The sequence below is a fragment of the Pseudomonas sp. Tof1 genome (genome assembly GCF_055390395.1).
Map to the genome: position 1 here is coordinate 1,441,454 of NZ_AP024344.1, position 23,003 is coordinate 1,464,456.

At 63.1% G+C, this 23,003-nt stretch carries 27 protein-coding genes; 26 read left to right on the forward strand and 1 reads right to left on the reverse strand.

Features of this window, described 5'->3' with window-relative positions:
- Positions 1–113: 113 nt before the first annotated feature.
- Positions 114–2,681, reverse strand: a complete 2,568-nt coding sequence (gene mutS / locus ACZ5KU_RS06530; protein ID WP_273819558.1) for a DNA mismatch repair protein MutS — start codon at positions 2,679–2,681, stop codon at positions 114–116.
- Positions 2,682–2,874: 193 nt separating this feature from the next.
- Here mutS and ACZ5KU_RS06535 point away from each other — a divergent pair, with 193 nt between their 5' ends.
- The 26 genes from ACZ5KU_RS06535 to ACZ5KU_RS06660 all read left to right on the forward strand — a co-directional run bounded on the left by ACZ5KU_RS06535 (position 2,875) and on the right by ACZ5KU_RS06660 (position 23,003).
- A complete protein-coding gene (locus ACZ5KU_RS06535; RefSeq protein WP_081005875.1) occupies positions 2,875–3,618 on the forward strand; it encodes a LexA family transcriptional regulator in 744 nt (247 codons plus the stop codon).
- A gap of 605 nt (positions 3,619–4,223) precedes the next feature.
- Positions 4,224–4,574 carry a phage holin family protein gene (locus tag ACZ5KU_RS06540; protein ID WP_054056796.1) on the forward strand — a complete coding sequence of 117 codons (351 nt, stop codon included), beginning with the start codon at positions 4,224–4,226 and terminating at the stop codon, positions 4,572–4,574.
- Positions 4,575–4,624: 50 nt separating this feature from the next.
- Positions 4,625–5,116 (forward strand): hypothetical protein, encoded by a 492-nt coding sequence (locus tag ACZ5KU_RS06545; protein WP_054056823.1) that lies wholly within the window; start codon positions 4,625–4,627, stop codon positions 5,114–5,116.
- 21 nt (positions 5,117–5,137) lie between these two features.
- Entirely contained in the window at positions 5,138–5,749 is a 612-nt protein-coding gene (locus ACZ5KU_RS06550; protein WP_273819497.1) for a phage baseplate assembly protein V, read from the forward strand.
- A gap of 10 nt (positions 5,750–5,759) precedes the next feature.
- On the forward strand, positions 5,760–6,092 hold the full coding sequence (locus ACZ5KU_RS06555; protein ID WP_054056798.1) for a phage baseplate protein: 333 nt from the start codon (positions 5,760–5,762) through the stop codon (positions 6,090–6,092).
- Positions 6,089–7,084: a baseplate J/gp47 family protein gene (locus ACZ5KU_RS06560; RefSeq protein ID WP_054056799.1), complete on the forward strand. Its 996-nt coding sequence runs from the start codon at positions 6,089–6,091 to the stop codon at positions 7,082–7,084. The genes ACZ5KU_RS06555 and ACZ5KU_RS06560 overlap by 4 nt, the downstream gene beginning before the upstream one ends.
- Positions 7,081–7,731 carry a phage tail protein I gene (locus tag ACZ5KU_RS06565; protein WP_464736930.1) on the forward strand — a complete coding sequence of 217 codons (651 nt, stop codon included), beginning with the start codon at positions 7,081–7,083 and terminating at the stop codon, positions 7,729–7,731. Before ACZ5KU_RS06560 ends, ACZ5KU_RS06565 begins: the two co-directional genes overlap by 4 nt.
- Positions 7,732–7,800: 69 nt before the next feature.
- A complete protein-coding gene (locus tag ACZ5KU_RS06570) occupies positions 7,801–8,331 on the forward strand; it encodes a phage tail protein (protein ID WP_054056801.1) in 531 nt (176 codons plus the stop codon).
- Between the two features lie 66 nt (positions 8,332–8,397).
- A complete protein-coding gene (locus ACZ5KU_RS06575) occupies positions 8,398–9,192 on the forward strand; it encodes a hypothetical protein (protein ID WP_054056824.1) in 795 nt (264 codons plus the stop codon).
- A gap of 2 nt (positions 9,193–9,194) precedes the next feature.
- A complete protein-coding gene (locus ACZ5KU_RS06580; protein ID WP_054056802.1) occupies positions 9,195–9,497 on the forward strand; it encodes a hypothetical protein in 303 nt (100 codons plus the stop codon).
- Positions 9,498–9,584: 87 nt separating this feature from the next.
- A complete protein-coding gene (locus ACZ5KU_RS06585; protein WP_054056803.1) occupies positions 9,585–9,782 on the forward strand; it encodes a hypothetical protein in 198 nt (65 codons plus the stop codon).
- A 2-nt stretch (positions 9,783–9,784) separates the two neighbouring features.
- A complete protein-coding gene (locus tag ACZ5KU_RS06590) occupies positions 9,785–10,951 on the forward strand; it encodes a phage tail sheath protein (protein WP_054056804.1) in 1,167 nt (388 codons plus the stop codon).
- Complete coding sequence (locus ACZ5KU_RS06595; protein ID WP_054056805.1) at positions 10,951–11,457, forward strand: phage major tail tube protein; 507 nt, start codon at positions 10,951–10,953, stop codon at positions 11,455–11,457. The genes ACZ5KU_RS06590 and ACZ5KU_RS06595 overlap by 1 nt, the downstream gene beginning before the upstream one ends.
- A gap of 86 nt (positions 11,458–11,543) precedes the next feature.
- Positions 11,544–12,125, forward strand: a complete 582-nt coding sequence (locus ACZ5KU_RS06600; RefSeq protein WP_464736931.1) for a phage tail assembly protein — start codon at positions 11,544–11,546, stop codon at positions 12,123–12,125.
- A gap of 128 nt (positions 12,126–12,253) precedes the next feature.
- Complete coding sequence (locus ACZ5KU_RS06605) at positions 12,254–14,479, forward strand: phage tail tape measure protein (protein WP_464736932.1); 2,226 nt, start codon at positions 12,254–12,256, stop codon at positions 14,477–14,479.
- On the forward strand, positions 14,479–14,862 hold the full coding sequence (locus ACZ5KU_RS06610; RefSeq protein ID WP_054056807.1) for a phage tail protein: 384 nt from the start codon (positions 14,479–14,481) through the stop codon (positions 14,860–14,862). Before ACZ5KU_RS06605 ends, ACZ5KU_RS06610 begins: the two co-directional genes overlap by 1 nt.
- Entirely contained in the window at positions 14,855–15,067 is a 213-nt protein-coding gene (locus tag ACZ5KU_RS06615) for a tail protein X (RefSeq protein ID WP_054061795.1), read from the forward strand. Before ACZ5KU_RS06610 ends, ACZ5KU_RS06615 begins: the two co-directional genes overlap by 8 nt.
- Before the next feature lie 10 nt (positions 15,068–15,077).
- Positions 15,078–16,088: a phage late control D family protein gene (locus tag ACZ5KU_RS06620; RefSeq protein WP_464736933.1), complete on the forward strand. Its 1,011-nt coding sequence runs from the start codon at positions 15,078–15,080 to the stop codon at positions 16,086–16,088.
- 93 nt (positions 16,089–16,181) lie between these two features.
- Positions 16,182–16,766 carry a phage tail terminator protein gene (locus ACZ5KU_RS06625; protein ID WP_273819511.1) on the forward strand — a complete coding sequence of 195 codons (585 nt, stop codon included), beginning with the start codon at positions 16,182–16,184 and terminating at the stop codon, positions 16,764–16,766.
- Positions 16,763–16,945, forward strand: coding sequence for a DUF2635 domain-containing protein (locus tag ACZ5KU_RS06630; RefSeq protein WP_054056811.1), 183 nt, complete (start codon positions 16,763–16,765; stop codon positions 16,943–16,945). The genes ACZ5KU_RS06625 and ACZ5KU_RS06630 overlap by 4 nt, the downstream gene beginning before the upstream one ends.
- Positions 16,945–18,441, forward strand: coding sequence for a phage tail sheath subtilisin-like domain-containing protein (locus ACZ5KU_RS06635; protein WP_054061792.1), 1,497 nt, complete (start codon positions 16,945–16,947; stop codon positions 18,439–18,441). Before ACZ5KU_RS06630 ends, ACZ5KU_RS06635 begins: the two co-directional genes overlap by 1 nt.
- A gap of 97 nt (positions 18,442–18,538) precedes the next feature.
- Positions 18,539–19,123, forward strand: a complete 585-nt coding sequence (locus tag ACZ5KU_RS06640) for a DUF642 domain-containing protein (RefSeq protein WP_054061791.1) — start codon at positions 18,539–18,541, stop codon at positions 19,121–19,123.
- A gap of 69 nt (positions 19,124–19,192) precedes the next feature.
- Complete coding sequence (locus ACZ5KU_RS06645) at positions 19,193–19,540, forward strand: phage tail tube protein (RefSeq protein WP_010451233.1); 348 nt, start codon at positions 19,193–19,195, stop codon at positions 19,538–19,540.
- Entirely contained in the window at positions 19,537–19,833 is a 297-nt protein-coding gene (locus tag ACZ5KU_RS06650; RefSeq protein ID WP_026007905.1) for a phage tail assembly protein, read from the forward strand. The genes ACZ5KU_RS06645 and ACZ5KU_RS06650 overlap by 4 nt, the downstream gene beginning before the upstream one ends.
- 130 nt (positions 19,834–19,963) lie before the next feature.
- Positions 19,964–21,715, forward strand: coding sequence for a phage tail protein (locus ACZ5KU_RS06655; protein ID WP_464736934.1), 1,752 nt, complete (start codon positions 19,964–19,966; stop codon positions 21,713–21,715).
- Positions 21,705–23,003 carry a DNA circularization protein gene (locus tag ACZ5KU_RS06660; protein WP_054056812.1) on the forward strand — a complete coding sequence of 433 codons (1,299 nt, stop codon included), beginning with the start codon at positions 21,705–21,707 and terminating at the stop codon, positions 23,001–23,003. Before ACZ5KU_RS06655 ends, ACZ5KU_RS06660 begins: the two co-directional genes overlap by 11 nt.

The following is a 23,003-nucleotide window of genomic DNA, read 5'->3' on the forward strand; positions in this document are numbered from 1 at the left end:
CGAAAACCCTATCAGGACGGGCTCGCAGGGTTCGGCAACGGCTCTGCGAACCAGGCTAATAGCCCGCAGCTTCCCAAACCGCGCGAGATTCTAGCAGCTTGCGGCCGTCTGCGTTAGATCCGTGTCTTCAATGTGTAAAGCATTTCCAGCGCACGGCGTGGTGTCAGGTCGTCCAGGTCGAGCTTGGCCAGTTCGTCGAGCACCGGGTGCGGCAGGCTGGCGAACAGGTCGCTCTGCTGCGGCACCGCCGGCTTGCCGGGCTTGGCCACCGGCGCCTCGTGGGGCAGGCTGGTGGTCTCCAGGCGGCTCAGGTGTTCGCGGGCACGGCGGATCACGTCGCCGGGTACGCCGGCCAGTTGCGCCACCGCCAGGCCGTAGCTCTGGCTGGCCGGACCGGGCAGCACGTGGTGCAGGAAGACGATCCGTTCGTTGTGCTCGGTAGCATTCAGATGCACGTTGGCCACCAGCGGTTCGCTCTCCGGCAGCACCGTCAGTTCGAAGTAGTGGGTGGCGAACAGCGTATAGGCCCGCAGGTGCGCCAGGCGCTCGGCGGCTGCCCAGGCCAGGGACAGGCCGTCGAAGGTACTGGTGCCGCGACCGACCTCGTCCATCAGCACCAGGCTGCGCTCGGTGGCGTTGTGCAGGATATTGGCGGTTTCGCTCATTTCCACCATGAAGGTCGAACGACCACCGGCCAGGTCGTCGCTGGAGCCGATCCGGGTGAAGATCCGGTCCACCGGCGACAACTCGCAACTGGCGGCAGGCACATAGCTGCCGATGTGGGCCAGCAACACGATCAGGGCGGTCTGGCGCATGTAGGTGGATTTACCGCCCATGTTCGGACCGGTGATCACCAGCATGCGGGTGTTGTCGTCGAGGGCCAGGTCGTTGGCCACGAACGGTGTGGTCAGCACCTGCTCGACCACCGGGTGGCGACCCTGGCTGATGCGCATGCACGGCTCGTCGACGAAACGCGGGCAGTTCAGGTCGAGGTTCAGCGCGCGTTCGGCAAGGTTGCTCAGCACATCCAGTTCGGCCAGCGCGGCAGCGGTGTCCTGCAGCGGTGGCAACTCGCCGATCAGGGTTTCCAGCAGCGCCTCGTAGAGCATCTTCTCCCGTGCCAGGGCGCGGCTCTTGGCCGACAGCGCCTTGTCTTCGAATTCCTTGAGTTCCGGGGTGATGAAGCGCTCGGCGCCCTTGAGGGTCTGGCGCCGGATGTAGTCGGCCGGGGCCGATTCGGCCTGCTTGCTCGGCAGTTCGATGAAGTAGCCGTGCACGCGGTTGTAGCCGACCTTGAGGTTGGCCAGGCCCGTGCGCGCCTTTTCCCGGGCTTCCAGGTCGATCAGGAACTGCCCGGCGTTTTCGCTGAGGGACAGCAGTTCGTCCAGCTCGGCATCGTAGCCGGTCTTCAATACGCCGCCGTCGCGGATCACCGCCGGCGGGTTGTCGATAATGGCGCGTTCCAGCAGGATCGCCAGTTCCGGGTAGGTGCGGGCGGTCGCCGCCAGTTGCCTGAGGTGCGGCGCATCCAGTTCGAGCATCGCGTCCTGCAGTTGCGGCAAGGCGCCGAGGGCATCACGCAGGCGCGCCAGGTCGCGCGGGCGGGCGTTGCGCAGGCCGATCCGGGCGAGGATCCGCTCGATATCGCCGATTTCCTTGAGCTGGGGTTGCAGCCGTTCGAAGCGGTAGCCTTCCAGCAGACAGCCGATGGACACCTGGCGCGCGGTGAGGATCTTCAGGTCGCGCAACGGGCGGTTCAGCCAGCGGGTCAGCAGGCGGCTGCCCATGGCGGTCTGGCAACGGTCGACCACCGACTGCAGGGTATTGTCGCGACCGCCGGCGAGGTTGATGTCCAGCTCCAGGTTGCGGCGGGTCGCGGCGTCGAGCACCACGGTATCGTCCAGCCGCTCATGACGCAGGCTGCGCAGGTGCGGCAGGGCGGTGCGCTGGGTTTCCTTGGCGTAGGCTAGCAGGCAGCCGGCGGCACCGATGGCCAGGGTCAGGGTTTCGCAACCGAAGCCCTTGAGGTCCTGCACGGCGAATTGCTGGCAGAGGCTCTTGTGCGCGGAATCACGTTCGAAATCCCAGGGGGCGCGACGACGGGTACCACGGCGTTTCTCCGCCGGCAGGCCCTGCGGCCAGTCGTCGGGGATCAGCAGTTCCACCGGATTGATCCGCTCCAGCTCGGCCAGCAGGTTTTCCCAGCCCTTGATTTCCAGCACGGTGAAGTTGCCGCTGGTGATGTCCAGCACCGCCAGGCCGAACAGCCGCTCGTCGCCGAGCACGGCGGCGATCAGGTTGTCGCGGCGCTCGTCGAGCAGGGCTTCGTCACTGATGGTGCCGGGGGTGATGATCCGCACCACCTGGCGCTCCACCGGGCCCTTGCTGGTGGCCGGGTCGCCGATCTGTTCGCAGATCACCACCGATTCGCCGAGTTTCACCAGCTTGGCCAGGTAGCCTTCGAGGGAGTGAAACGGAATCCCGCACATCGGAATCGACTGCCCGGCCGACTGGCCGCGGGCGGTCAGGGTGATGTCCAGCAGCTTGGCGGCCTTCTTCGCGTCTTCATAGAAAATCTCATAGAAGTCGCCCATGCGGTAGAACATCAGCTGATCGGGATGCTGGTTCTTCAGGCGCCAGTATTGCTGCATCATCGGGGTGTGCGAGGACAGGTCGGAAATTGGCTTATTCATCAGTGGGGTAGGTGATAGCTTGAATAAAGTGTGGGGGCAAAATCGGGCTGTTTGCCTGGCAATGGGCGCAAGGTTAACACGGGTGCTCCGGCTCCGCAGACATGGCCTTTTGCTCTTGATGTAATATTTATGCACTATATATGCAAATTAGCATTTGCTATTCACGCAAAGCCCAATCAATATGCGCGTTATGCAAATACGCAATGTTTCTACCGTCCTCCGAGCGCTGCTCGACCGCCACGGGATCTCCCCCACGGAGCTTCACCGGCGTACCGGCGTGCCCCAATCCACCCTGTCGCGCATACTCAGCGGGAAGATCGTCGATCCTTCGGACAAGCACATCTCGAAGATCGCCGAGTATTTCCAGGTGAGCACCGACCAGTTGCGCGGCCGTGCCGATATCGGCGCCGCCCGCGACCAGGAGCAGGGCCCGCTACACTCTGAACTCAAGGATATAAGCCTGTGGGACGACGACACCCCCGTCGATGAAGACGAGGTGTCCGTGCCCTTTCTTCGCGAGGTTGAATTGGCTGCTGGATCAGGAAGATTCGTCATCGAGGAAAGCGAGAAGGCCAGCCTGCGCTTCGGCAAGCGCAGCCTGCGCCACAACGGCGTGCAGTTCGACCAGGCCAAGTGCGTGACCGTGCGCGGCAACAGCATGTTGCCGGTACTGCGCGACGGTGCCACGGTCGGGGTCAACGCCGGCAAGAGTGCCATCGGCGATATCGTCGACGGCGATCTCTACGCGATCAACCACAACGGCCAACTGCGGGTGAAGCAGCTCTATCGCCTGCCCACCGGTATCCGCCTGCGCAGCTTCAACCGCGACGAGCACCCGGATGAGGACTACACCTTCCAGGAAATCCAGGAAGAGCAGATCACCATCCTCGGACACGTCTTCTGGTGGGGCATGTACGCCCGTTAACCCTCTCTGATTCGGAAAAAACCCACAGCCATGTGGGTTTTTTTTCGCCTGCAAAAAAGACCCACCCCTTGATCGGCGGGGCTTTCATGCATTCGTGCATTGCTCGCGCAAAAATAAATGCATTTATGCATTGACTGGATATGCATACATGCATATTCTTTGTTCCAAGCCGGCCGGAAAGGCCAGCCAAGGGCAGCGATGCCAGGGGCATGACCCCGAAGCTCTTTAGTCGTACCGCTTCAAAGAACAGGCAGCGATGGATCGGCCTTGATGGTCCAGAGGGTTGGCAACTGACCCGGGTGTGCAGCGTAAAGCACCGTAAGCAGTTATCCGGCGGGCAGGGGCCGCGGTCGGAGGAACAATTTGAATCGATCCGTACCGCGCCAGTAGCGCCGAAGGATCGGGTGTCCGCTTCGCGTATCCCGCGCTCGCCCTGATGGCGTGCGGGGCCGGAGCCGACACCGGCATTACCAAAGGGCCTGGCTCGAGCCGGGCCTTTTGGAATGCCCACGGAACCGGGCTCCCACGAGAATCCTTCACCTTGAACTACAAGCCAAACCATTACCGGCCAGCCAATGGCCATTTTCTTCCACAGGAGGCGTGACATGACGAACGAGCAACAAGCGTTGGCGGACATGCCTATCTGGCTGGTCATCGTACTGGCCGTGATCGGCGGAGTGTCCGGCGAGATGTGGCGCGCCGACAAGGAGGGCGCCCGCGGCTGGCCACTGCTGCGGCGGCTGGTACTGCGCTCCGGCGCCTGCATGGTCTGCGGCGTGTCGACCATCATGCTGCTGTACGCCGCCGGCGTGTCGATCTGGACCGCCGGTGCCTTCGGCTGCCTGACGGCCATGGCCGGGGCGGATGTCGCCATCGGTCTCTATGAGCGCTGGGCGGCCAGGCGCATCGGGATCGATGAGCCGGTCGTGCGCAATTCTCAATCGGATCGGCCGTGACGCTGCAACAGGAATCGTTTATGTCTTCAAACACTATCGACACGCCCTCGATGCTGTTTAGCACCCTTAGGAACGTGATCAAGGCTGCTTACCCACAACTCAAGGTGGGGACTCGTCGCGAGTTCGATGGCGTGGTGGTACCTGCCTGGGTGCTGATAGGCATCGACGGTGACAGCGCGGGTAGTCGCGCCCACGACGGTCGCCGCGCCCACGAGTTGAGCCTTTCGCTGCAGACAGTCGTGTCCACCCAGGAGATGGATGCGACCTTGTCGGCCTGCAACCTCGCCAGCCAACTGATCGATCTGGTGATCGATAACCGCTGGGGAGCAGCAGGGCAATGCGAGTTGCCGAGCAACATCCAGGGGGTGCCCTCGACCTTCGCCGATGCCGGCCAGGTCTACGGCGGCTGGACCATTTCCTTCAAGCAGATGTTCTATTTCGGCCAGCCCCTGCTGGATGATCCGACCGGTATTCCCAGGTTCGCCCGCAGTTGGGAAGTGACCAACCTGGACGACCCCGATCAATACCTGCCGCTTCCCTAGAAAACCCACAAGGAGCTCATCATGTTCGAGGCGCTGCTACGCCTGCAACTGAGCCCGATCATCGAGCGTCTTGCCGAAATGGAGGCGGAAATCGACGACCTGCATCGCCGGGCCGAGAGTTTCTGCCGTATCGGCGTATGCGCTGCGGTGGACGCGGCGAGCAATACCTGCAAGGTCAGCCACGGCGAGCTGCTGACACCGGCGATCCGTTTCTTCAATCCCAGCGCTGGCGAGCAGAGCGAATCGCGCATCCCCTCGGTGGGCGAGCAATGCCTGCTGCTGAACTACGGCGCAGGCGAGGGTGGTAGCCAGTCGGTGGCGCTGTTTGGCATCAACTGCGATCGCTTCCCCCCGGCTGCGACGACGGCCAACCTGACACGCCGGCTGCACAGGGACGGTACCGAGAGCAGCTACGACGATAGCGCTCATGTCCTGAGCTGGAAAAACGCCGAAGCCACTTTTCGAGGTTCCCGCGAAACCATTGAGCTGGCCCTGGGACCGGCGCGCCTGGCGCTGACGCCGCAGTCCATCGAACTGAAGCTGGGCGCGGTGGGCCTGACCCTCGATGCCGCCGGCGTTCACCTGCTCGGCCCGCTGGTGGATCACCAGGGCCGGGTCATCAGCACCGCATAAGGAGCCCGTCTTGATCGGAGTCGACAGAAACAGCGGAGCCACGGTCGACGACTGGCTCCAGTTCGTGCAGCGCGCCACCCGCGCGCTGACCACGCCCCTGGGCACCCGCCAGAAGCGGCCTCTCTACGGCTCGCGGATTCCCGAATTGCTGGGGCAGAACCTGGGCGACGACCTGCTGCTGCTGGCCCAGAGTCATGCGGCACAGGCGTTCTACAACCCGGCCAATGGCATCGGCGATTTCGCTCCACAGGTGATCGTCGCCAGTCGCCAGGGTGCCGGCCTGTTGCTGCGTTTCGCCGGGACCTGGAAGAACCGTCAACAGACATTCGAGGTAGTCACATGAGCATGTTGATCCCTGGGCAGAACCAGTTGGCGGAACCGGAGATCGTCAACGTCGACGTCTTCGAGGACCTGCTCGCCGAGTTCAAGACCTTTGTCGTCGAGTATGTCGGCGCCCGTTCCCCCGACAGTGCGGCCAAGCTGAAAGTCAGCCTCGAGAATGAAAGCGAGTTGCTGACCATGGCCCTTGAAGCGTTCTGCGTGCGTCTGCAAACCCATGAGCGCAAGTACAACGCCCGTATCAGGCAGATGCTGGCGTGGTGGGCCACCGGCAGCAACCTTGACGCACGCCTGGCGGACATGGGGCTGGAGCGACAGTTGCTGGATCCGGGCGACCCGACGGCGTTTCCGCCGGTTCCACCGATCCACGAAAGCGATGACGATGCGCGCCTGCGCTACTACCTGGCACCCCATGCGCCGGCCGCAGGGTCGCGCATGCAGTATCGTCGTGAGGTGTTCACGCTGGGTGAGCGGCCCTCGGTCAAGGTACAAAGCACCTCACCGGGCGTCGTGGCGGTCACCTACACCTTCGACCCGGATGGTTACGCCGCTCAGGTCAAGGACGGCAACGGCCGGCGCACGGCGCCTGGCGAGGTGATGGTGACGGTTCTCGCACGCCGTGGCGACGGCACGCCGTCGGCCGACCTGCTTGAGCGGGTGCGCAGTCATTTCTCCCGCCCGGATGTCAGGCCGGAGACGGACCTCGTGAGTGTCCAGGGGGCCGAGATCAAGGGCTACAAGATCCGGGTGGTGGCCAGGATCAATGGTGGGCCGGATTCGGGGCTGACGCAGTTGGCGGCAAGCCGTCAGCTCCAGGCTTATGCCGAGGCCTGCCATCGCCTGGAAGGGCGGGTCGAGCCGAGCTGGATCGACTACACCCTGCACAGTGCCGGGGCGGTTCAGGTCGAGATTCTTGAGCCGCGCGAGCCCATCGTCACGACGGCCTTCCAGGCACCCTATTGCACAGGGGTCGAGGTGGAGGTGCTGACGTTATGACGCAGGAAACACGATCCGGCAGCCTGTTGCCCGCGAACAGCTCACCCTTGGAAAAGGCCCTCGACCTGGCTTTCGGCAAACTGCTCGAACGTGTCGTCCCGCCTTTTCCCGAACTGATGAATCCGCTGCAGACACCTGCCGGGTTCCTGCCCTATCTGGGCGCGGATCGAGGAGTCAGCGAGTGGGATGCCCAGGCCAGCGAGACCGAAAAACGCCTGACGGTTTCTCTTTCCTGGCAGATCCAGCGCCAGGCCGGGGTGCGCCAGGCGTTGAGTCATGCGGTGGAGTCGCTGGGCTTCACGCCGAACATTTTTGCCTGGTACGAACAGCATCCCCGAGGCACGCCATACTCTTTCGATGTGCAGGCGATCATCGGCCGCAGTTGGTCCAGTGGCGATCACAACCGGCTGATCCGCCGCATCAATGCGGCCAAAAGCGAGCGCGACCTGGGGACGATCACCCTCGTGCACGAAACCCGCGGGGATGTGCGGGTCGCCGCTGCCGCCGACAGCCCGCTCAGTATTCACGACGACAGCCTCGAAGGCGCGTTGCCTGACCTGAGGCTGCAGGCATCGCTGGGCGTCGGCAGTGGCACTCACCAGCCGTTCGGCGAGGGTGAGCTTTTCCTCAGTGCGGTCCTGCCCTGAACGGATGGGCAGGCGCAATCGATGGGCCCCGTCGGAGCCCTTTTCACACGACAATTTCAAGGCGCAGCCATGACACAAGACATTACGCGCCTGGTTCGCTTCACCTCAGCCGGCCTGGCTGAAGTACTGCAGGCAAGAAACCAGGGCTTGAAAGGAAGCATCACCCATATCGGCGCCGGGACGGCGCGCTACGACCCGAACGGCAGCGAGACCACCCTGCGCGACGAACGCCAGCGGGTGGCGATCGTCGACTACGAGGACCTGGGCTCCCGGCAACTCCGGATGGCTGCGCTGTTCGATGGGCCTGAGGAATACGAAATCGGCGAGTTCGGTTTCTACCTCGCCAGCGGGACCTTGCTGGCGGTGTATTCGGTGGCAGGCACCCTGCTGACCTACAAGGCCGCGGCGGCACGTGTGCTGCAGAAGTTCACGCTGGATCTATCGTCGTTACCAACCGACAGCGTCACGGTGGTTGTTGGCAGTGAAAATCTCAATGTGTTGCTGGCAGAGGAGATTGCCAAACTGGCAGCGGCTTCTATCGGAAACATGTCCCGTCACGTGGAGTTGATGTTACGGGTGATGGCGCTGGAGGCGAAGTAGTGTCTGGCGAATTCGCCGTGACATTGATTGCCGGTATTGGTTATTTAAATTTTATTGGGGTTGATAATGGGAATTGAAACAACGATTACCAAGGTTGTAGATGCGTGTAACAAGCTGACCGAGACGGTAGCCAACCAGATTGGCAAGATCGATGCGCGTATGGATGCCGCACTCGACCAGTTCACGGGCTGGCGCACTTCGGTGAAGGCGAAGGATATCAATGGCAAGGAGTCCTATACCCAAGTCATCGATTTGACAGGGCTGCCGACGGACATGATGTACCCGGTCTGGTGGCGGATGCCCGGAAACGAGCAAGGTATTTCGGAAATCACCATCTCGCGTATCTACTATCGGGATACTGATCTCAACCCCTTCAAGAACAATGGAGAGGTTCATATTGCAGGTTTGAACCTGGAGCTGGAGGGCTGTGGCTACCTCTGGCATGGCGATGCCAATTTTATTGCCATCAAACGGGTATCGCAGACGTACCGTGAGACGGTACGTCGTGTGGAGCTTGGCATGCTTTCATTCGCCCGGCCGGTAGCCGGCAAGTATCCGATGTATCTGGGTATTCAATCAGGCACCCTGGTCAATGCGGCACAGGAGTCTGGCTGTTACTTGCGGGGAGGGCTCTCTTACAAGGTAACCAGGAACTTCCAGGAAGAGATTAAGTACAGCCGTCTGGACAAGGAGGTTGAACTCAGCCGGATCGAGCAACCGACAATCGCCACTCCTTGGGAAATATCCTGGACGGTTAAACCTTTCTCCATCAACGCACCGGAAATGGGGGCTACTTATCCTGAAAGTCGCCTTGCCTATACCAACGACAACGACAAACGCTACACCATGAAGGGAGTCTGAGCATGTCCGGTATCATCAATAAGTTACAGGTCGCCTCTGGCGAAACCCTGATCAACGTACCCGCCGATCGTTCCACGTTGATGGCGCTGGGCATCAATGCTGAACGCGCAGATGAACTCTGCCTGGAAAACGAACGTGCGCAACAACTTGAGAGCCTGGTTGCTGCACGCAGGGCCCTCTATGTCAGCGAGGCGGACCCACTGTTCCTCGAATGGCAGTATGACCAGAACCCCAAGAAGGAAAAGGCCTGGCGCGACAAGGTCGCCGAGATCAAGGCGCTTTACCCCCTGCCGGACCGTAGCTGACCCAACACCGCGAAAGCGGTTTTTTTTCGCCTGCACACAGCCCCTGCCCAGGGGCTTTCGTGTTTTTGCGTCTGGAGAAATTCGCAAATGTCCAACCGCCAGAAATACACCGTCATCGTGCCGTTCCCCATCGGGGGCGGGCACTGGTCGAGCGTCGGCCAGGAGCTCGAGCTGCTCGATGTCGAGGCCAGCGCGCTGCGTAGCGCCGGGCGCCTGGAACTGTCCAGCGTCCTGGCCCAGAACACCCACCCGGCCAAGAAGGCCAACACCCGGAAGGTAGAATAACCATGGCTGAGGTTTTGAACTTCGAGCACAACGGCATCACCGTCAATGCCACCGAATCGCCGGAGGCCATGGGTGGCCTGGGCGACAACGTGATCGGTCTGGTCGGTACTGCACCGAATGCCAGCGCCCTGCTGCCGCGCAACACCCCGCTGCGGCTGAACAGCTTCACCACCCAGGCCCAGCTGGACCCCACCGGCGCGGAGGCCGGCACCCTGTTCCAGGCTGTGTACCAGATCCTGAAAGTGGTCAAGGTACCGGTCTACGTGGTCATCGTCGAAGAGGGCGCAACCTTTGCCGACACCCTGAACAACGTGATCGGCGGTGAAGATCCCGCCACCGGCCGCAAGCTGGGCCTGGCTGCGCTGAGCAGCGTTCCCGAGGACCTGACCATTATCGGCGCGCCGGGCTTCACCGGCTCCAAGGCCGTCGCCGGCGAGTTCGCCGCCTTCGGCAAGCGCATCAAGGCCCGGGTGGTACTCGATGGCAAGGATGCCCCGGTCGCCGACCAGGTGGCCTACAGCAAGGAACTGGGGGGCGCCGACCTGGGCTTCGACCGTTGCCTGCTGGTGCACAACCTGCCGGCCGTCTATTCCAAGGCGGCGAAGAAGAACGTGTTCCTGGCGCCGTCGAGCCTGGCCATCGCCGCACTGGCCAAGGTCAAGCAGTGGGAAAGCCCGGGCAACCAGGTGACCTTCGCCGAGGACGTGTCCCGCGTCGTCGAATACAACATCCTCGATACCTCCACCGAGGGCGACCTGCTCAACCGCTACGGCGTCAGCTACTACGCCCGCACCGTGCTCGGCGGCTTTTCCCTGCTGGGCAACCGTTCGGTCACCGGCAAGTTCATCAGCTACGTCGGCCTGGAGGATGCCATCAGCCGCAAGCTGGTCAAGGCCGGCCAGAAGGCCATGGCGCGCAACCTCACCAAGTCCTTCATGGAACAGGAGGTCAAGCGTATCAACGACTGGCTGCAGACCCTGGTGGCCGACGAGACCATCCCCGGTGGCAACGTCTACCTGCACCCCGAGCTGAACAGCGTCGAGAAGTACAAGAACGGCACCTGGTTCGTGGTCATCGACTACGGCCGCTACGCCCCCAACGAGCACATGGTTTACCAGCTCAACGCCCGCGATGAAATCATCGAACAGTTCCTGGAGGACGTTCTCTAATGTTTACCAACCGCGTAAGACAGGCCATTGCGGCCACCCTCCAAGGCCTGCCGCTGTCGGCCACGGTGGAGACGTTTACCCCGCCGAAGATCGAATTCGAGATGGAGACGATGCAAGGCGGGCGCTTCATCGGTGAGGAAATGGCCAAGAGTGGCAAGCCGCTGACCGCCAAGCTGGAGTTGCAGGGCGCAGGTCCGGAACTGATGCTGGCCCTGGGCGTGACCGTGGGCGACGACATCCTGCTCAATGTCCGCGAGGCGGGCCAGGACCAGGATGGCAACACCTACTTCATCTACCACACCGTCGGCGGCCGGCTGAAATCCCTTGAGGAAGGCACGCTGAAAATGGGCGAAAAGCCCAAGACCACCCTCGAGTTTTCCTGCCGTACCTACAACCGCCTGGAAAACGGCGTACCGGTGATCGACATCGATGTGCGCACGCAGAAGTTCATGCTCAACGGCGTGGACATCCTCGGTAGTGCACGCCGCGCCGTGCTGATGCCCTGAGCCAGGTTTCGCCGCTTCCCACCGGCCGTCCCGACCTATTGCATGGCGTCGCTGGCGGCCCCACCCGTCTTCAAGGAGTTCACCCCATGTCCTGGATGCCCCCCACGCACCGCCTTTTGTCGCCCATCACCGCCGATGACGGCTCGCAGATCGAACAGATCCAGCTCAAGCCGCTGTTCTACGCGGCGCAAAAGGAGGCCCTGGCACGTGCCGGAGAGGATGAGGACGATCAGTTCTTCGAACTGGCCAAGCTCGCCACCGGCCTCTCGGACAAGCTGCTCGACCAGCTCAAGCGCCCGGACTACGTGAGCATCGCCCAGTACGTTCACGACATGTCGACCCGCCCGACCCGCCATTTCCTGGAGCAGGCTGGCGAGGCCGCGCACGACCCGGATCCGGACCAGGTGCAGCTGCTGCAACCGCTGGACCTGGGCGGACGCAGTGTCACTTCGCTGAGCCTGGAAATGCCCGTGCTGCGTGCCACCAAGGTGATGAAGACGCTGAAGACGGCCAAGGAACGGGCCGAGTTCATCACTGCCCATTGTACCGGGCTGATGATTCCCGACCTGGCTCATCTCACCGTACCTGACTGGACCCAGTTGCAGGTGCGTATCGACGATTTTTTAAACAAACCGGCGGCCTTCTTTCTGAGCGCGACATCGAGCTGATCCTCGACATCGTGCCGCTCGTCTACCTGGCGGGCGAGGCGGAGATCCTCGAGTGGGACGCCGCGAAGGCGTTGCGCCGCTATGACATAGCGATGGCACGCCTGGGGTTGAAAGAGGAGTAGCGCCGGATGGCACAAGATAGCATTTCCTGGCGACCCACCGCGGTCAGCGAAGGCTGGGCCGCACTCGATCTGTCACTGGGCAGCCAGATTGCCCTGTTGACCGTCGAACAGCGACAGTTGCGCACGGCGATCGAATCGCTGAACAGCTCGCTGGCCGCCGCGCGCACGCTGTCGGCGCCGGCCTCCGGAGCAGGCAAGCCGGCGTCGGGCGATGAGCGCAAGCCGCCCCAACTGCTCCAGTCGGCTGTCTCGCTGGATGCGGCGATGGCTGACTTGGCCGTGGTGATGAAGCTCGAGCACAGCGAGCGTGAGGCCCTGTCGCAGGCCAATCTGAAGATGGCCAGCGAGCGCCCATTGGCCGCCAGGGGAATCAGCGCTGCGGACCTGGCCAGGGTGGAGAGGGGCGCGGTTACGGCAGGCATCGGCAGGGAGTTGAACGACCCCGGCGAGCGGCGCGAAGCCGTGCTGGGTTTTACTCGTGATGCTGCACTCATGGCTTCGGCCTTCCGTATCGATGCCGAGCAGTCCGCCGCACTGATGGCCGGCTGGCGCACCGAGCTGAAACTCAATCAGGTCCAGGTACGGGATCTGGCGGATGCCTCCAGCCTGTTGGCGCAGACGTTCGGAGTCATGCCTACGGATATTGGCGCGGTGGTTCGGCAAGCGGGCACCGCTCCTGCCGAGGCGGGCCTTTCGCCGGAGCAGACGGCAGCGTTTTCTGCCGTGCTGTTGCAGGCCGGCATGAACAAGGACCAGGCGAGCGGCAGCTTGAAGACCTTCAGCACTGCCCTGGGTACGCAGGCTTCCCCGCAACAGCAGGCAGCGTTTGCCGAACTCCGGTTGGATCGCAACGAGTTGTCCCAGGCGATGAAGCAGGATGCACCGGCCGCGATGGTTTCTCTGCTGGAGGCCTTGGGCAAGGCGCCTGCCGACCGGCAGGCCGGTCTGGCCAAGAGCCTGTTCGGCAATGACGAGGCGCTGCTGGCCCTGCAGAAGGATCCGGCACCGCTGAAGGCGGCTTTTGCCGAGGTTGCCGACAAGGGGCGTTATGCGAGTTCCGTGCTGGGGGACAAAAGCTCCCTGAACCAGGCGGCGGAAAATGGCAGTGATTCCTTGTCGGGTAACTGGAGTCAGTTCTCGGCCAGCCTGAATCGGTTCTCGACGACGCTGGGCAATGCCGTTGCACCTGTGGTCGAAGAGGTGTTGGTACCGCTGGGTGAGCTGATCAATGGCCTGAGTGGCCTGGCCGAAAGCATGCCCAAACTCGCGGTGGCCACTACCGCCGCTGTCGTTGCCTTGACGGCAGTGGGGCTCAAGGCCCTGGCAGGGGGCATGCTCGCCAATGGCCTGGAGACCGCGGCGGCGGCGATCAATCGGCGTATCGCCGAAAAGCTGGGGCCCGAGAGCACCGACAAGGCTGATTCGTCCGGGCAACCCGCTCGCCGCAGGAACCCGAGGAATCGCCGAGGCAAGCGCGGTCCCAGGGCCGGGATCGGATCTGTGAAGAAACCGCGGAACGAATCTCGGGGCAAACTCGACATCAAGGTTCAGAAAAAGGCACCGACCGACCGCAAGGCTGCTCCACCGGCGTCGGCTTCACAGCGTAAGCCGACTGGCTCTTCCCTGACGCTGGGCTTCGCCGGGGTGCGTCCGATGAACACGCTCGCCTCGACCACGGGTGAACGCCTCATGGCCGGAACACGCGCCTTGCGTGGCCGCCTGCCGGGGCCCCTGAGAGTGATGGACGCCGGCATGCAGGTATTCGACGCGGTACGCGAAGGTGATACCCGATCCATGCTCAGCGGCCTCGGCGTGGCCGGCGGTGGCTGGGCGGGTGCCTCCGCCGGGGCTTCGGCGGGTGCTGCTCTCGGCACGCTGATTTTTCCGGGTGTCGGTACAGCCGTTGGCGGTGCCTTGGGCGGCGTGCTTGGCGGTATTGCCGGCAGCGATATCGGCTCGTGGCTGGGCGACAAGTTGGGCAACAGAATCAGTGGCCCTGGCAACCGCCTGCCCGATCCGGGTGCGGTCAGCAGCGAGCTGACCGCCAAGCCCGCGGACAACCGCCAGGTCACCTTCGCCCCGGTGATCCAGATCAACGGCCTGGACCAGGCCACTGCCCGACAACTGGCCGATACCGTGATGCAGCAGATGCAGGCGCAATTCGTTCCGATGATGATGGCCGACCCCCTTGCCGCACGGCGCGGTACGGCCCTGACCGATGGAGGTGACTGATGCGACAGCAAATGGCGTTGGGCGATTTCATTTTCGGCCTGTCCCGGGATTTCGCCTACAGCTCGCTGATCCGCAAGACCACCGGCGGCTGGGTCGAACTGAACATTCTGCAGAGCAAACCGAAGTCCAGCCAGACCGGTCCCGGTTTGGAGAGCCTGACCATCGGCGGCAAGGCCATGGGCGCTGCCGGCATGGAACGGCTCGACCAGTTGCGTGCCCTGCAGGCCCGTGCCGTGCCCCTGCCGCTGGTCGATGGGATCGGCCGCAACTGGGGTCTGTGGCGAATCGACAATGTATCGGAGACCCAGGGCCTGATCATCGATGACGGCACCGCGATGATCGTCGACTGGACGGTGGAACTGAAGGAGTTCGTCAATGCGTAGGGTACGAAGCGTCGCCGGCGATTCGGTGAACCTGTTGCTGTACCGCGAGCAGGGGCGTTGTGACGATGTGATGGAAGAGGCGCTCTGGCGCCTCAATCCGCGACTTGCCGAATATGGCGCGGTATTGCCGGCCGGTGTCTGGGTGACCCTGCCCGAGGTCGAGGCGCGGAACCTGATTGCCGCGCCCGTGTCGGCCTGGGATTGAGGAGGACGCCATGAGCCTGGGATTTACCCCTGAGGTACAGCTGTATGGCGCCAATGCCGCGCGGCTCAACGAACGCCTGATCGACTGGGAATACACCGATGCTGCGGGTATCGAATCCGACCAGCTCAAGCTGACACTGGATATCGAAGGCCTGTCGGGGCTGCCCAGCCTCGGTGCAAGGGTGGGGCTGCGCATCGGCTACCGGGAGTCCGGGCTGGTCGACAAGGGTGAGTTCATCGTCACCCGGCGTACACCGATGCTGTTCCCCCTGCGTCTGACCCTGCTGGCTACCGCGGCACCGTTCAAGGTGAACGATGAAACCGGCTTCAGGGTCCGCCGCAGCGTCAGCCATGGCCCGACCACCCTGGGTGCGCTGTTTCGGCAACTGACCTCCCGGCATGGCTTTTCGCCGAGGGTGGCGCCGGAGCTGGATGCCATCCGCATCACTCACCTGGACCAGTCCAATGAGACCGACATGGGCTTTCTCACGCGGATTGCCCGTCGCTTCGATGCGGTCACCAAACCGGTCAACGAGCTGTACGTGCTGGCCCGGCGTGGCCAGGTCAAGTCGCTGTCCGGCAAGCAGTTGCAAGACGTGCGCCTGTCGGTGACTCGCGACAATCGTCCGGGCGATCCGGCCTTTGTCGCCGCCACCCTGGACGACAGCAGCCGTGGCAAGTACCAGGGCTGCCAGACCACCTGGTGGGACGCGGCAGCCGGGCGCGAACGTGTGGTCGAGACCGGTGTGAAACCCTTCAAGAAACTTCGCCAGCGCTACCCCTCCGAGGACGAGGCGCGAGCTGCCGGTGAAGGCGAGGTGCGGCGCATGGAGCGCGAAGCCCTGAAGCTGCGTATCGACTGCCCGGGAAATCCGGCGTTGGCGGCCGAAGGCCTGATCCTGCTGGACAGCAGTTGGCCGGATTTCATGCAGGGGCGTTGGTCCATCGACAAGGTGACGGCCAGCGGCAACCGCGCCAACAGTTACCGCTGCAGCATTTGCGCCAGTTGCCTGGACCGCTAGCGAGTTCGGCTCCCGCCGCCCGATAGTCGGACTGGGTCCTGCATCATTCGCCCGGCCTGTGCCGGGTCTTTCCAGACGAATTGGAAACTCCCCATGAACATTACCCCGATCATCACGCAACTGCGTGCTGAATGCCCTAGCCTTGCCCAGCACATTTCCACCGGCCTCGACCTGGACCTGCTGCAAGGCGATACCACGCTGCCGACCCCGTCGGCCTTCATCACCCTTCGTTGCGACCTGGCCGCCGAGAACACGGCACAGAACGTTTCCCGGCAGACCCTTCGCGACCGCCTGGAACTGACCCTGGTGCTCGACGCCAGTAATGGCCAGGCGCCTTTCGATCGACTCCACGCCCTGCGCGCCGAACTGTGGCGCGCGCTGGTGGGGTTCAAACCCGACACCTTCTACACGCCCCTCCAGTACGGCGGCGGCCGGTTGGTGTCGATCAACGCCACTCGCTTGCTTTATCGCCTGCGTTTCTTCGCCGAGTTCCAACTGGGGCGCAACCACGCCACCGACCCGGCGGAAACCTGGCATGAGCGTGAACTGGACGGCTTGCCGTCCTTTACCGGGGTGACGGTACGGGTCGATGCCATCGACCCCGCCGACCCCAATCTGCACCGCCCAGGCCCCGACGGGCGCCTGGAGCTGGCCTTTTCAGGGAACGTAAAACCATGACTCAACGCATCACCGTAGTACCGGCCGCCGGCCGTGCCGTACCGGACCCGGAGGCGGGCGACCTGCTGCCGGCCGCCGGTCGCGAAGTGGCCGACAGCGCCTGGTGGCGCCGTCGCCAGGCCGATGGCGATATCACCCTTTCCGCCGTGCAAGCGGCACAACCACAGGAAGCCCAGTAATGGCTATCGGATTCAGCAACATCCCCGCGGACCTGCGTGTTCCGCTGTTCTATGCCGAGATGGACAACTCGGCGGCCAATAGCGCGTCGTCGACCCTGCGTCGACTGATCGTCGCCCAGGTCAACGACAACGCCACCAGCCCGGAAATCGGCAGCCTGGTGCTGGTCTCCAGCGTCGCCCTGGCAAAAAGCATCGGCGGTCAGGGCTCGATGCTCGCCGCCATGTACGACACCTGGCGCAAGGCCGATCCGGTCGGCGAGATCTGGTGCCTGCCAGTGCGCAACACCACCGGCGCGATCGCCAAGGCTGACCTGAAACTCACCGGCTCCGCCACCGAAAGCGGCGTGCTCAACCTGTATGTCGGCGGTGTCCGCGTGCAGGCCGCGGTGGTCAGCGGCCAGACCGCCGCCCAGGTCGCCACCACCCTGGCGCTGCAGGTGAATGCCGCCGCCGACCTGCCGGTCAGCGCCGTGGCCACTGATGGCACCGTCACCCTGAGCTGCAAGTGGACCGGTGACAGCGGCAACGACATCAGCCTGCAGTTCAACCGCCTGGGCAAGAGCAACGGCGAGGAAACCCCGGCCGGCCTGACCATCGTCAGCGCGAAGATGGCCGGTGGCGCCGGCGTGCCGGACCAGGTCGCGGCCCTCGCGGCCCTGGGCGACGAGCCGTTCGAGTTCATCTGCCAGCCCTGGTCCGACGTGGCCTCGCTGAACGCCTGGCAGGCGGCGATGGATGACAGCGTCGGTCGTTGGTCGTGGTCCAAGCAGCTGTTCGGCCATGTCTACACCGCCAAGCGTGGCACCGTCGGCACCCTGGTCGCCGCCGGCCAGGCGCGCAACGACCAGCACGTCACCGTGCTGGCGATGGAACAGGGCGTACCGCAACCGGTGTGGGTCCAGGCCGCCGCACTGGCTGCACGGACCTCGGTGTTCATCTCGGCCGACGCCAGCCGTCCGACCCAGAGCGGCAGCCTGCCGGGTATCGATCCGGCCGCAGCCAGCGAGCGCTTCACCCTGACCGAGCGCCAGTCGCTGCTCAGCTACGGCATTGCCACCGCCTACTACGAAGGCGGCTACGTGCGTATCCAGCGGGCGATCACCACCTACCAGAAGAACGCCTACGGCCAGGCGGACAACTCCTATCTGGACAGCGAGACGATGCACCAGTCGGCTTACATCGTGCGCCGCCTGCAAAGCGTGATCACCAGCAAGTATGGCCGCCACAAGCTGGCTGCCGATGGCACCCGTTTCGGCGCCGGCCAGCCGATCGTCACCCCGAGCACCATTCGCGGTGAACTGATCGCCCAGTACGCCAAGCTCGAACTGGAAGGCCATGTGGAAAACGCCGAGCTGTTCGCCGAGCACCTGATCGTCGAGCGCGACAGCCAGGATCCGAGCCGGGTCAACGTGCTGTTCCCGCCTGACTACGTCAACGGCCTGCGCGTGTTCGCGCTGCTCAACCAGTTCCGCCTGCAGTACGACGCGGCGGCCTGACTGGAATGTAAAAACGATTGCTGCAACGGGCCTGTTCGACATGAGCAAAACAGGTCTTTTCAGCTTTACCCGTAGCGTTGATTCGATAGGTCAAAAAATGAATGTACTGAAGAAATATCTGCGTCAATCCCTGCTGTCCGCCCTCATCCTGGGGGCGGCGAACTCCGCTTGCGCTGCCAACCTGCTGGTCAACGGCAGTTTCGAGTCGCCAGGTTGCGCGGTCAGTTGCGTGCTGGACACGCCTGAAAAAGCCAACTTCATCACCGGATGGACAACCTTTCTGTCCGGCGCCGAGTATTTCAACATGGCGGCCTCGATTCCGTACGGCGTCGCTGCCGATGGTGCGGTGATCGTCGACCTGGCCAACTACATCTACCAGAACGGCGGCGGCATCCAGCAGAACTTCGCGACGGTCGTGGGTGCCAAGTACCGGCTGAAGTTCAGCGCGGGCAACGTCATCTATGGTGGCCGCTCGGGTAATGGTGTGATTCAGGTCAAGGTGGCCGGGCAAACCGTCAACTTCAATACGCCGGTCGCCACTTCGTCGACCGTGGTATGGGATGTCATCACCTACGACTTCACTGCGACGACGCCGCAAACCACGCTGGCGTTTTCCAATGAACAGAACCCCTACAGCCATTACGCCTTCATCGATAACGTGAGTGTCGAAAGCATTCCGTAATGCCTGCCTCGATTTTCACTCGTCAATTCCAGCCCGCCATTGAGCGGGCTTATTTTTTGGAGATACATCATGGGTCAACTGATTGCGGGCACCTGCTACGTCAAAGTGGACGGCGCTCAACTGACCATCAACGGTGGCTGCGAAGCCCCGCTGATGGCCGTCAAGCGGGAAACGGTGGTACCGGGTTTCTACAAGGAAACCGACATCGCTCCCTCCTTCAAGGTCACCGCGCTGCACACCGCGGACTTTCCGCTCAAGCAACTGATCGCCGGTTCCGACATGACCGTCACCTGCGAGTTCAGCAACGGCAAGGTCTATGTCCTGGCCGGTGCCTACCTGGTCGAGGAGCCGGTCATCAAGGGTGATGACGCCGCCATCGAACTGAAATTCGAAGGCATCAAGGGGACCTGGCAATGAGCGAGCCGATGAAGCTGCAGGTGCCCATCGAAGCCCACGGTGCGACCCTCGACGAACTCACCCTGCGCCGTCCGACGGTGCAGGAGGTGCGGGCGATCAAGGCGCTGCCTTACAAGATCGACAAGAGCGAAGAGGTCAGCCTCGACATGGATGTCGCGGCCAAGTACATCGCGGTCTGCGCCGGTATCCCGCCGTCGTCGGTCAACCAGCTGGACCTGTCCGACCTCAACACCTTGAGCTGGGCGGTGGCCGGTTTTTTCATGAGTGCGGCATCGCAGCCATCGGCGAACTGATTGCGGTCGCCTATGACCTGGCCTGGTTCTGGAAGGTTGACCCCGAACAGATGATGGCAAGGCCCTTGGATGTGCTCCGGGAGTCCCTGGAGCACGCGCAACGGATCAATGCGATGCAGCAGGTGGAGTGATGGCTACGACAATCAACAACACCCAGCAGAATCTGCTGCAGGTGATGAATACCCGGACCCTCGTCAACATGGCCGTGGTCATCAACGGTGTCCAGAAAATGGAGACCGAGATGGCCAGGGTCACCACGAAGGTCGAGACGTTCAAGAAGGGCCTGGAGGACAGCGGCCTGGGCAAGCTGGACATTTCCGCCGTGTTCAAGGGCGGCGGACTGGCGGCACCCTTCGTCGCCGGTGTCCAGGCCGCCATCCAGGAAGAAAACAAACTGGTTACGGCGCGCAAGCAGGCCGAGGGCGCTGGGGCGACGGAAAACTCGTTGGGCGCTACCGCACAGAATCTGGCGAGCCTGAATGATGCGCTCGACAGTGTTTCCGTCAAGTTCGGCCAGGCACTGTTGCCAGCGGTCAACGCGGTAGTCACCGCCGTGGTGCCATTGGTCAACCGTATTGCCGAGTTCGTGGCGGCGAACCCGAACCTTGTCCAGGGCCTGGCGGCCGGAGCCCTGGCGTTTACCGCCCTGCGAGGGGCGGTGACGGGCGTGGTGGCGGCCATGGAGCTGGCCAAGGTCGCGATGCTGACCTCGCCGATCGGTCTGGTCGCCTTGGGCATTGCCGCCGCGGCCGCGCTGATCGTGGCCTACTGGGAGCCGATTGCAGGCTTTTTCGATCGACTGTGGAGCGGCATCGGGAGTGTCGCGGCGACGTTCATGTCGACACTGTCGGCGGTGCTCACCTGGTCGCCGATGCCGCTGCTCACCGCCGGGTGGGGAGCGATCAGCACATTTTTTACCGGCCTTTGGAGTTCGCTCAAGGGCCCGGCCACGACGGTGGTCGATTTTTTCAAAACGCTGTTTTCCTGGAGCCCGCTGGGCATCGTCATCGCCAACTGGGAGCCGCTGACGGGGCTGTTCGATTCGATCTGGCGATTACTCAAGGCGTTGGCGGTTCCGGTGACGGATTTTCTGAAGACGCTGTTCGACTGGTCGCCGCTGGGCATGGTCGTCAACAACTGGGGACCGATCAGTGGATTTTTCGCCGGTCTCTGGACAGAACTCGTGGCGGTCGTCGCCCCGGTGCTGGATGTTCTGAAGACACTGTTCGCCTGGTCGCCGCTGGGGCTGGTCATCAATAACTGGGGCACCATCAGTGGCTACTTCGACACGCTGTGGACGGTTCTGACTGATGCGGCGCAGGGGCTCAAGGGCTTTTTCCAGAGCTTGTTCGACTGGTCTCCCCTCGGCCTGGTCATCGCCAACTGGCAGCCGCTCAGCGAGCTGTTCGCGGCCTTGTGGGATGTGCTGCGTAGCCTGACGGAGCCGGTGACGGGCTTTCTCCAGGGGATGTTCGAGTGGTCGCCACTGGGGCTGATCATCAAGAACTGGGAACCCATCGTCGGCTGGTTCGGCGAGTTGTGGAACCGCCTGCAGGACGTCATCGCGCCGATCAGGGCGCTGTTCAGTGGCGGCTTTGGCGGTTTTATCGCCACGGTCACCGGCCAGGTCGACAGCCTGGCGCAGCAGCAGGAAACCAGCAATGCCCGGGCCGGTTCCGGCCTGGTCCAGGGCTCCGGCTCGCTGGTCCAGCAAACCGCCACCAACCAGCGTACCCAACTCGAAGGCGGCCTGACCGTGCGTTTCGAAAACGCACCGCAGGGCCTGCGTGTCGACCAACCCCAGACCAACCAGCCGGGCCTGAGTCTGACGCCTACCGTCGGCTATCGCTCGCTTTCCTTCGGAGGTGCCTATGGCGACTAACTGGCGTGATCGCCTGTTGCCGGCGTCGTTTCGCGGCGTGCCGTTCTGGGTCGACCAGGCGAAAACCCCGGTCGGCCAGAAAGGCCAGTTGCATGAATATCCCCAGCGCGACCAGCCGTTTTTCGAGCGGCTTGGTCAGCAGGCGAAAATCCATGACCTGACCGCCTTCATCGTCGGTGCCGATTGCCTGGAGCAGCGTGACAACCTGCTCAAGGCATTGGAGGAGGGCAGCGGCGAGCTGGTCCATCCATGGTTGGGACGGATGCAGGTCAAGGTTGGCGAATGTGACATGACCCAGACCCGCCAGGATGGCGGACTGGTGACCTTCAACCTGAAGTTCTACCCGGACGAGTCGCTGCAGTTCCCCAAGCCTATCGTCAACACCAAGGAGCAACTGCAGGTGGCGTCGAGTAAATTGCTCGATTCCTCGGTAGGTCGCTTCGACGAGGCGATGAAGCTGGTCAACCAGGCACGGGTCGGCCTGGACAACCTGCGCAAGGGCATCACCCAGGCGTACCAGGTGATCGAACAGCAGTTGCAGCCGCTGGTCGAGACCTATGCGAATGTCTATGCCCTGGTGCGTACGGTCAAGGAATTCCCCCACCAGGTGAGTGCGGCGGTCAAGGGCGTGCTCAGCGAGGTCAAGGCCGAGTTCAACGGCCTGGTCGGCGAGGTCCGTGGGCTGGTCGGTGAAGTCCGTGGATTGAAGGACTTCGCCGTCCAGGGTTATCACGGGATGCTGGCCGACCTGTCGAAACAGGTCGAGGACGCCAAGTCCCTCGACGCTTCGCAACTGGCGATCGGCAAGGACACCGCCGCGGCCTCGCAGGCCACGGTGAACCTGATCCAGGATGCCTTGCTGGTGCAGATCGCCCAGTTGGTGTCGGTGATACCCGCGGCGACCCAGGCGGTGAAACTGGCCGTCACCCCGTCGCTGGCGCAACAGGCCCAGCAACCGGTGCAACGCGCCGACGTGCCGGTGGTCGATGACGTGCTGGCGCTGCGTGACAGCCTCAACGAGGCGATCTGGCAAGCGGCACTCAAGGCAGATTCGGTGCATTACCAGGCGCTCAACAGCGTGCGCCAGGCGCTGGTGCAGCATCTCAACGCGGTGGCCTCCAACGGTGTGCGACTGATTGATCTGGTGCCCAAGAGCAACCTGCCGGCGCTGGTGGTGGCCTACAGGAACTTCGGCGACGCCACGCGGGTCGGGGAAGTGGTGCAGCGCAACCGCATTGCCCACCCCGGTTTCATCCCGCCGGCGCCCCTGCAGATCTCCCGGGAGTAA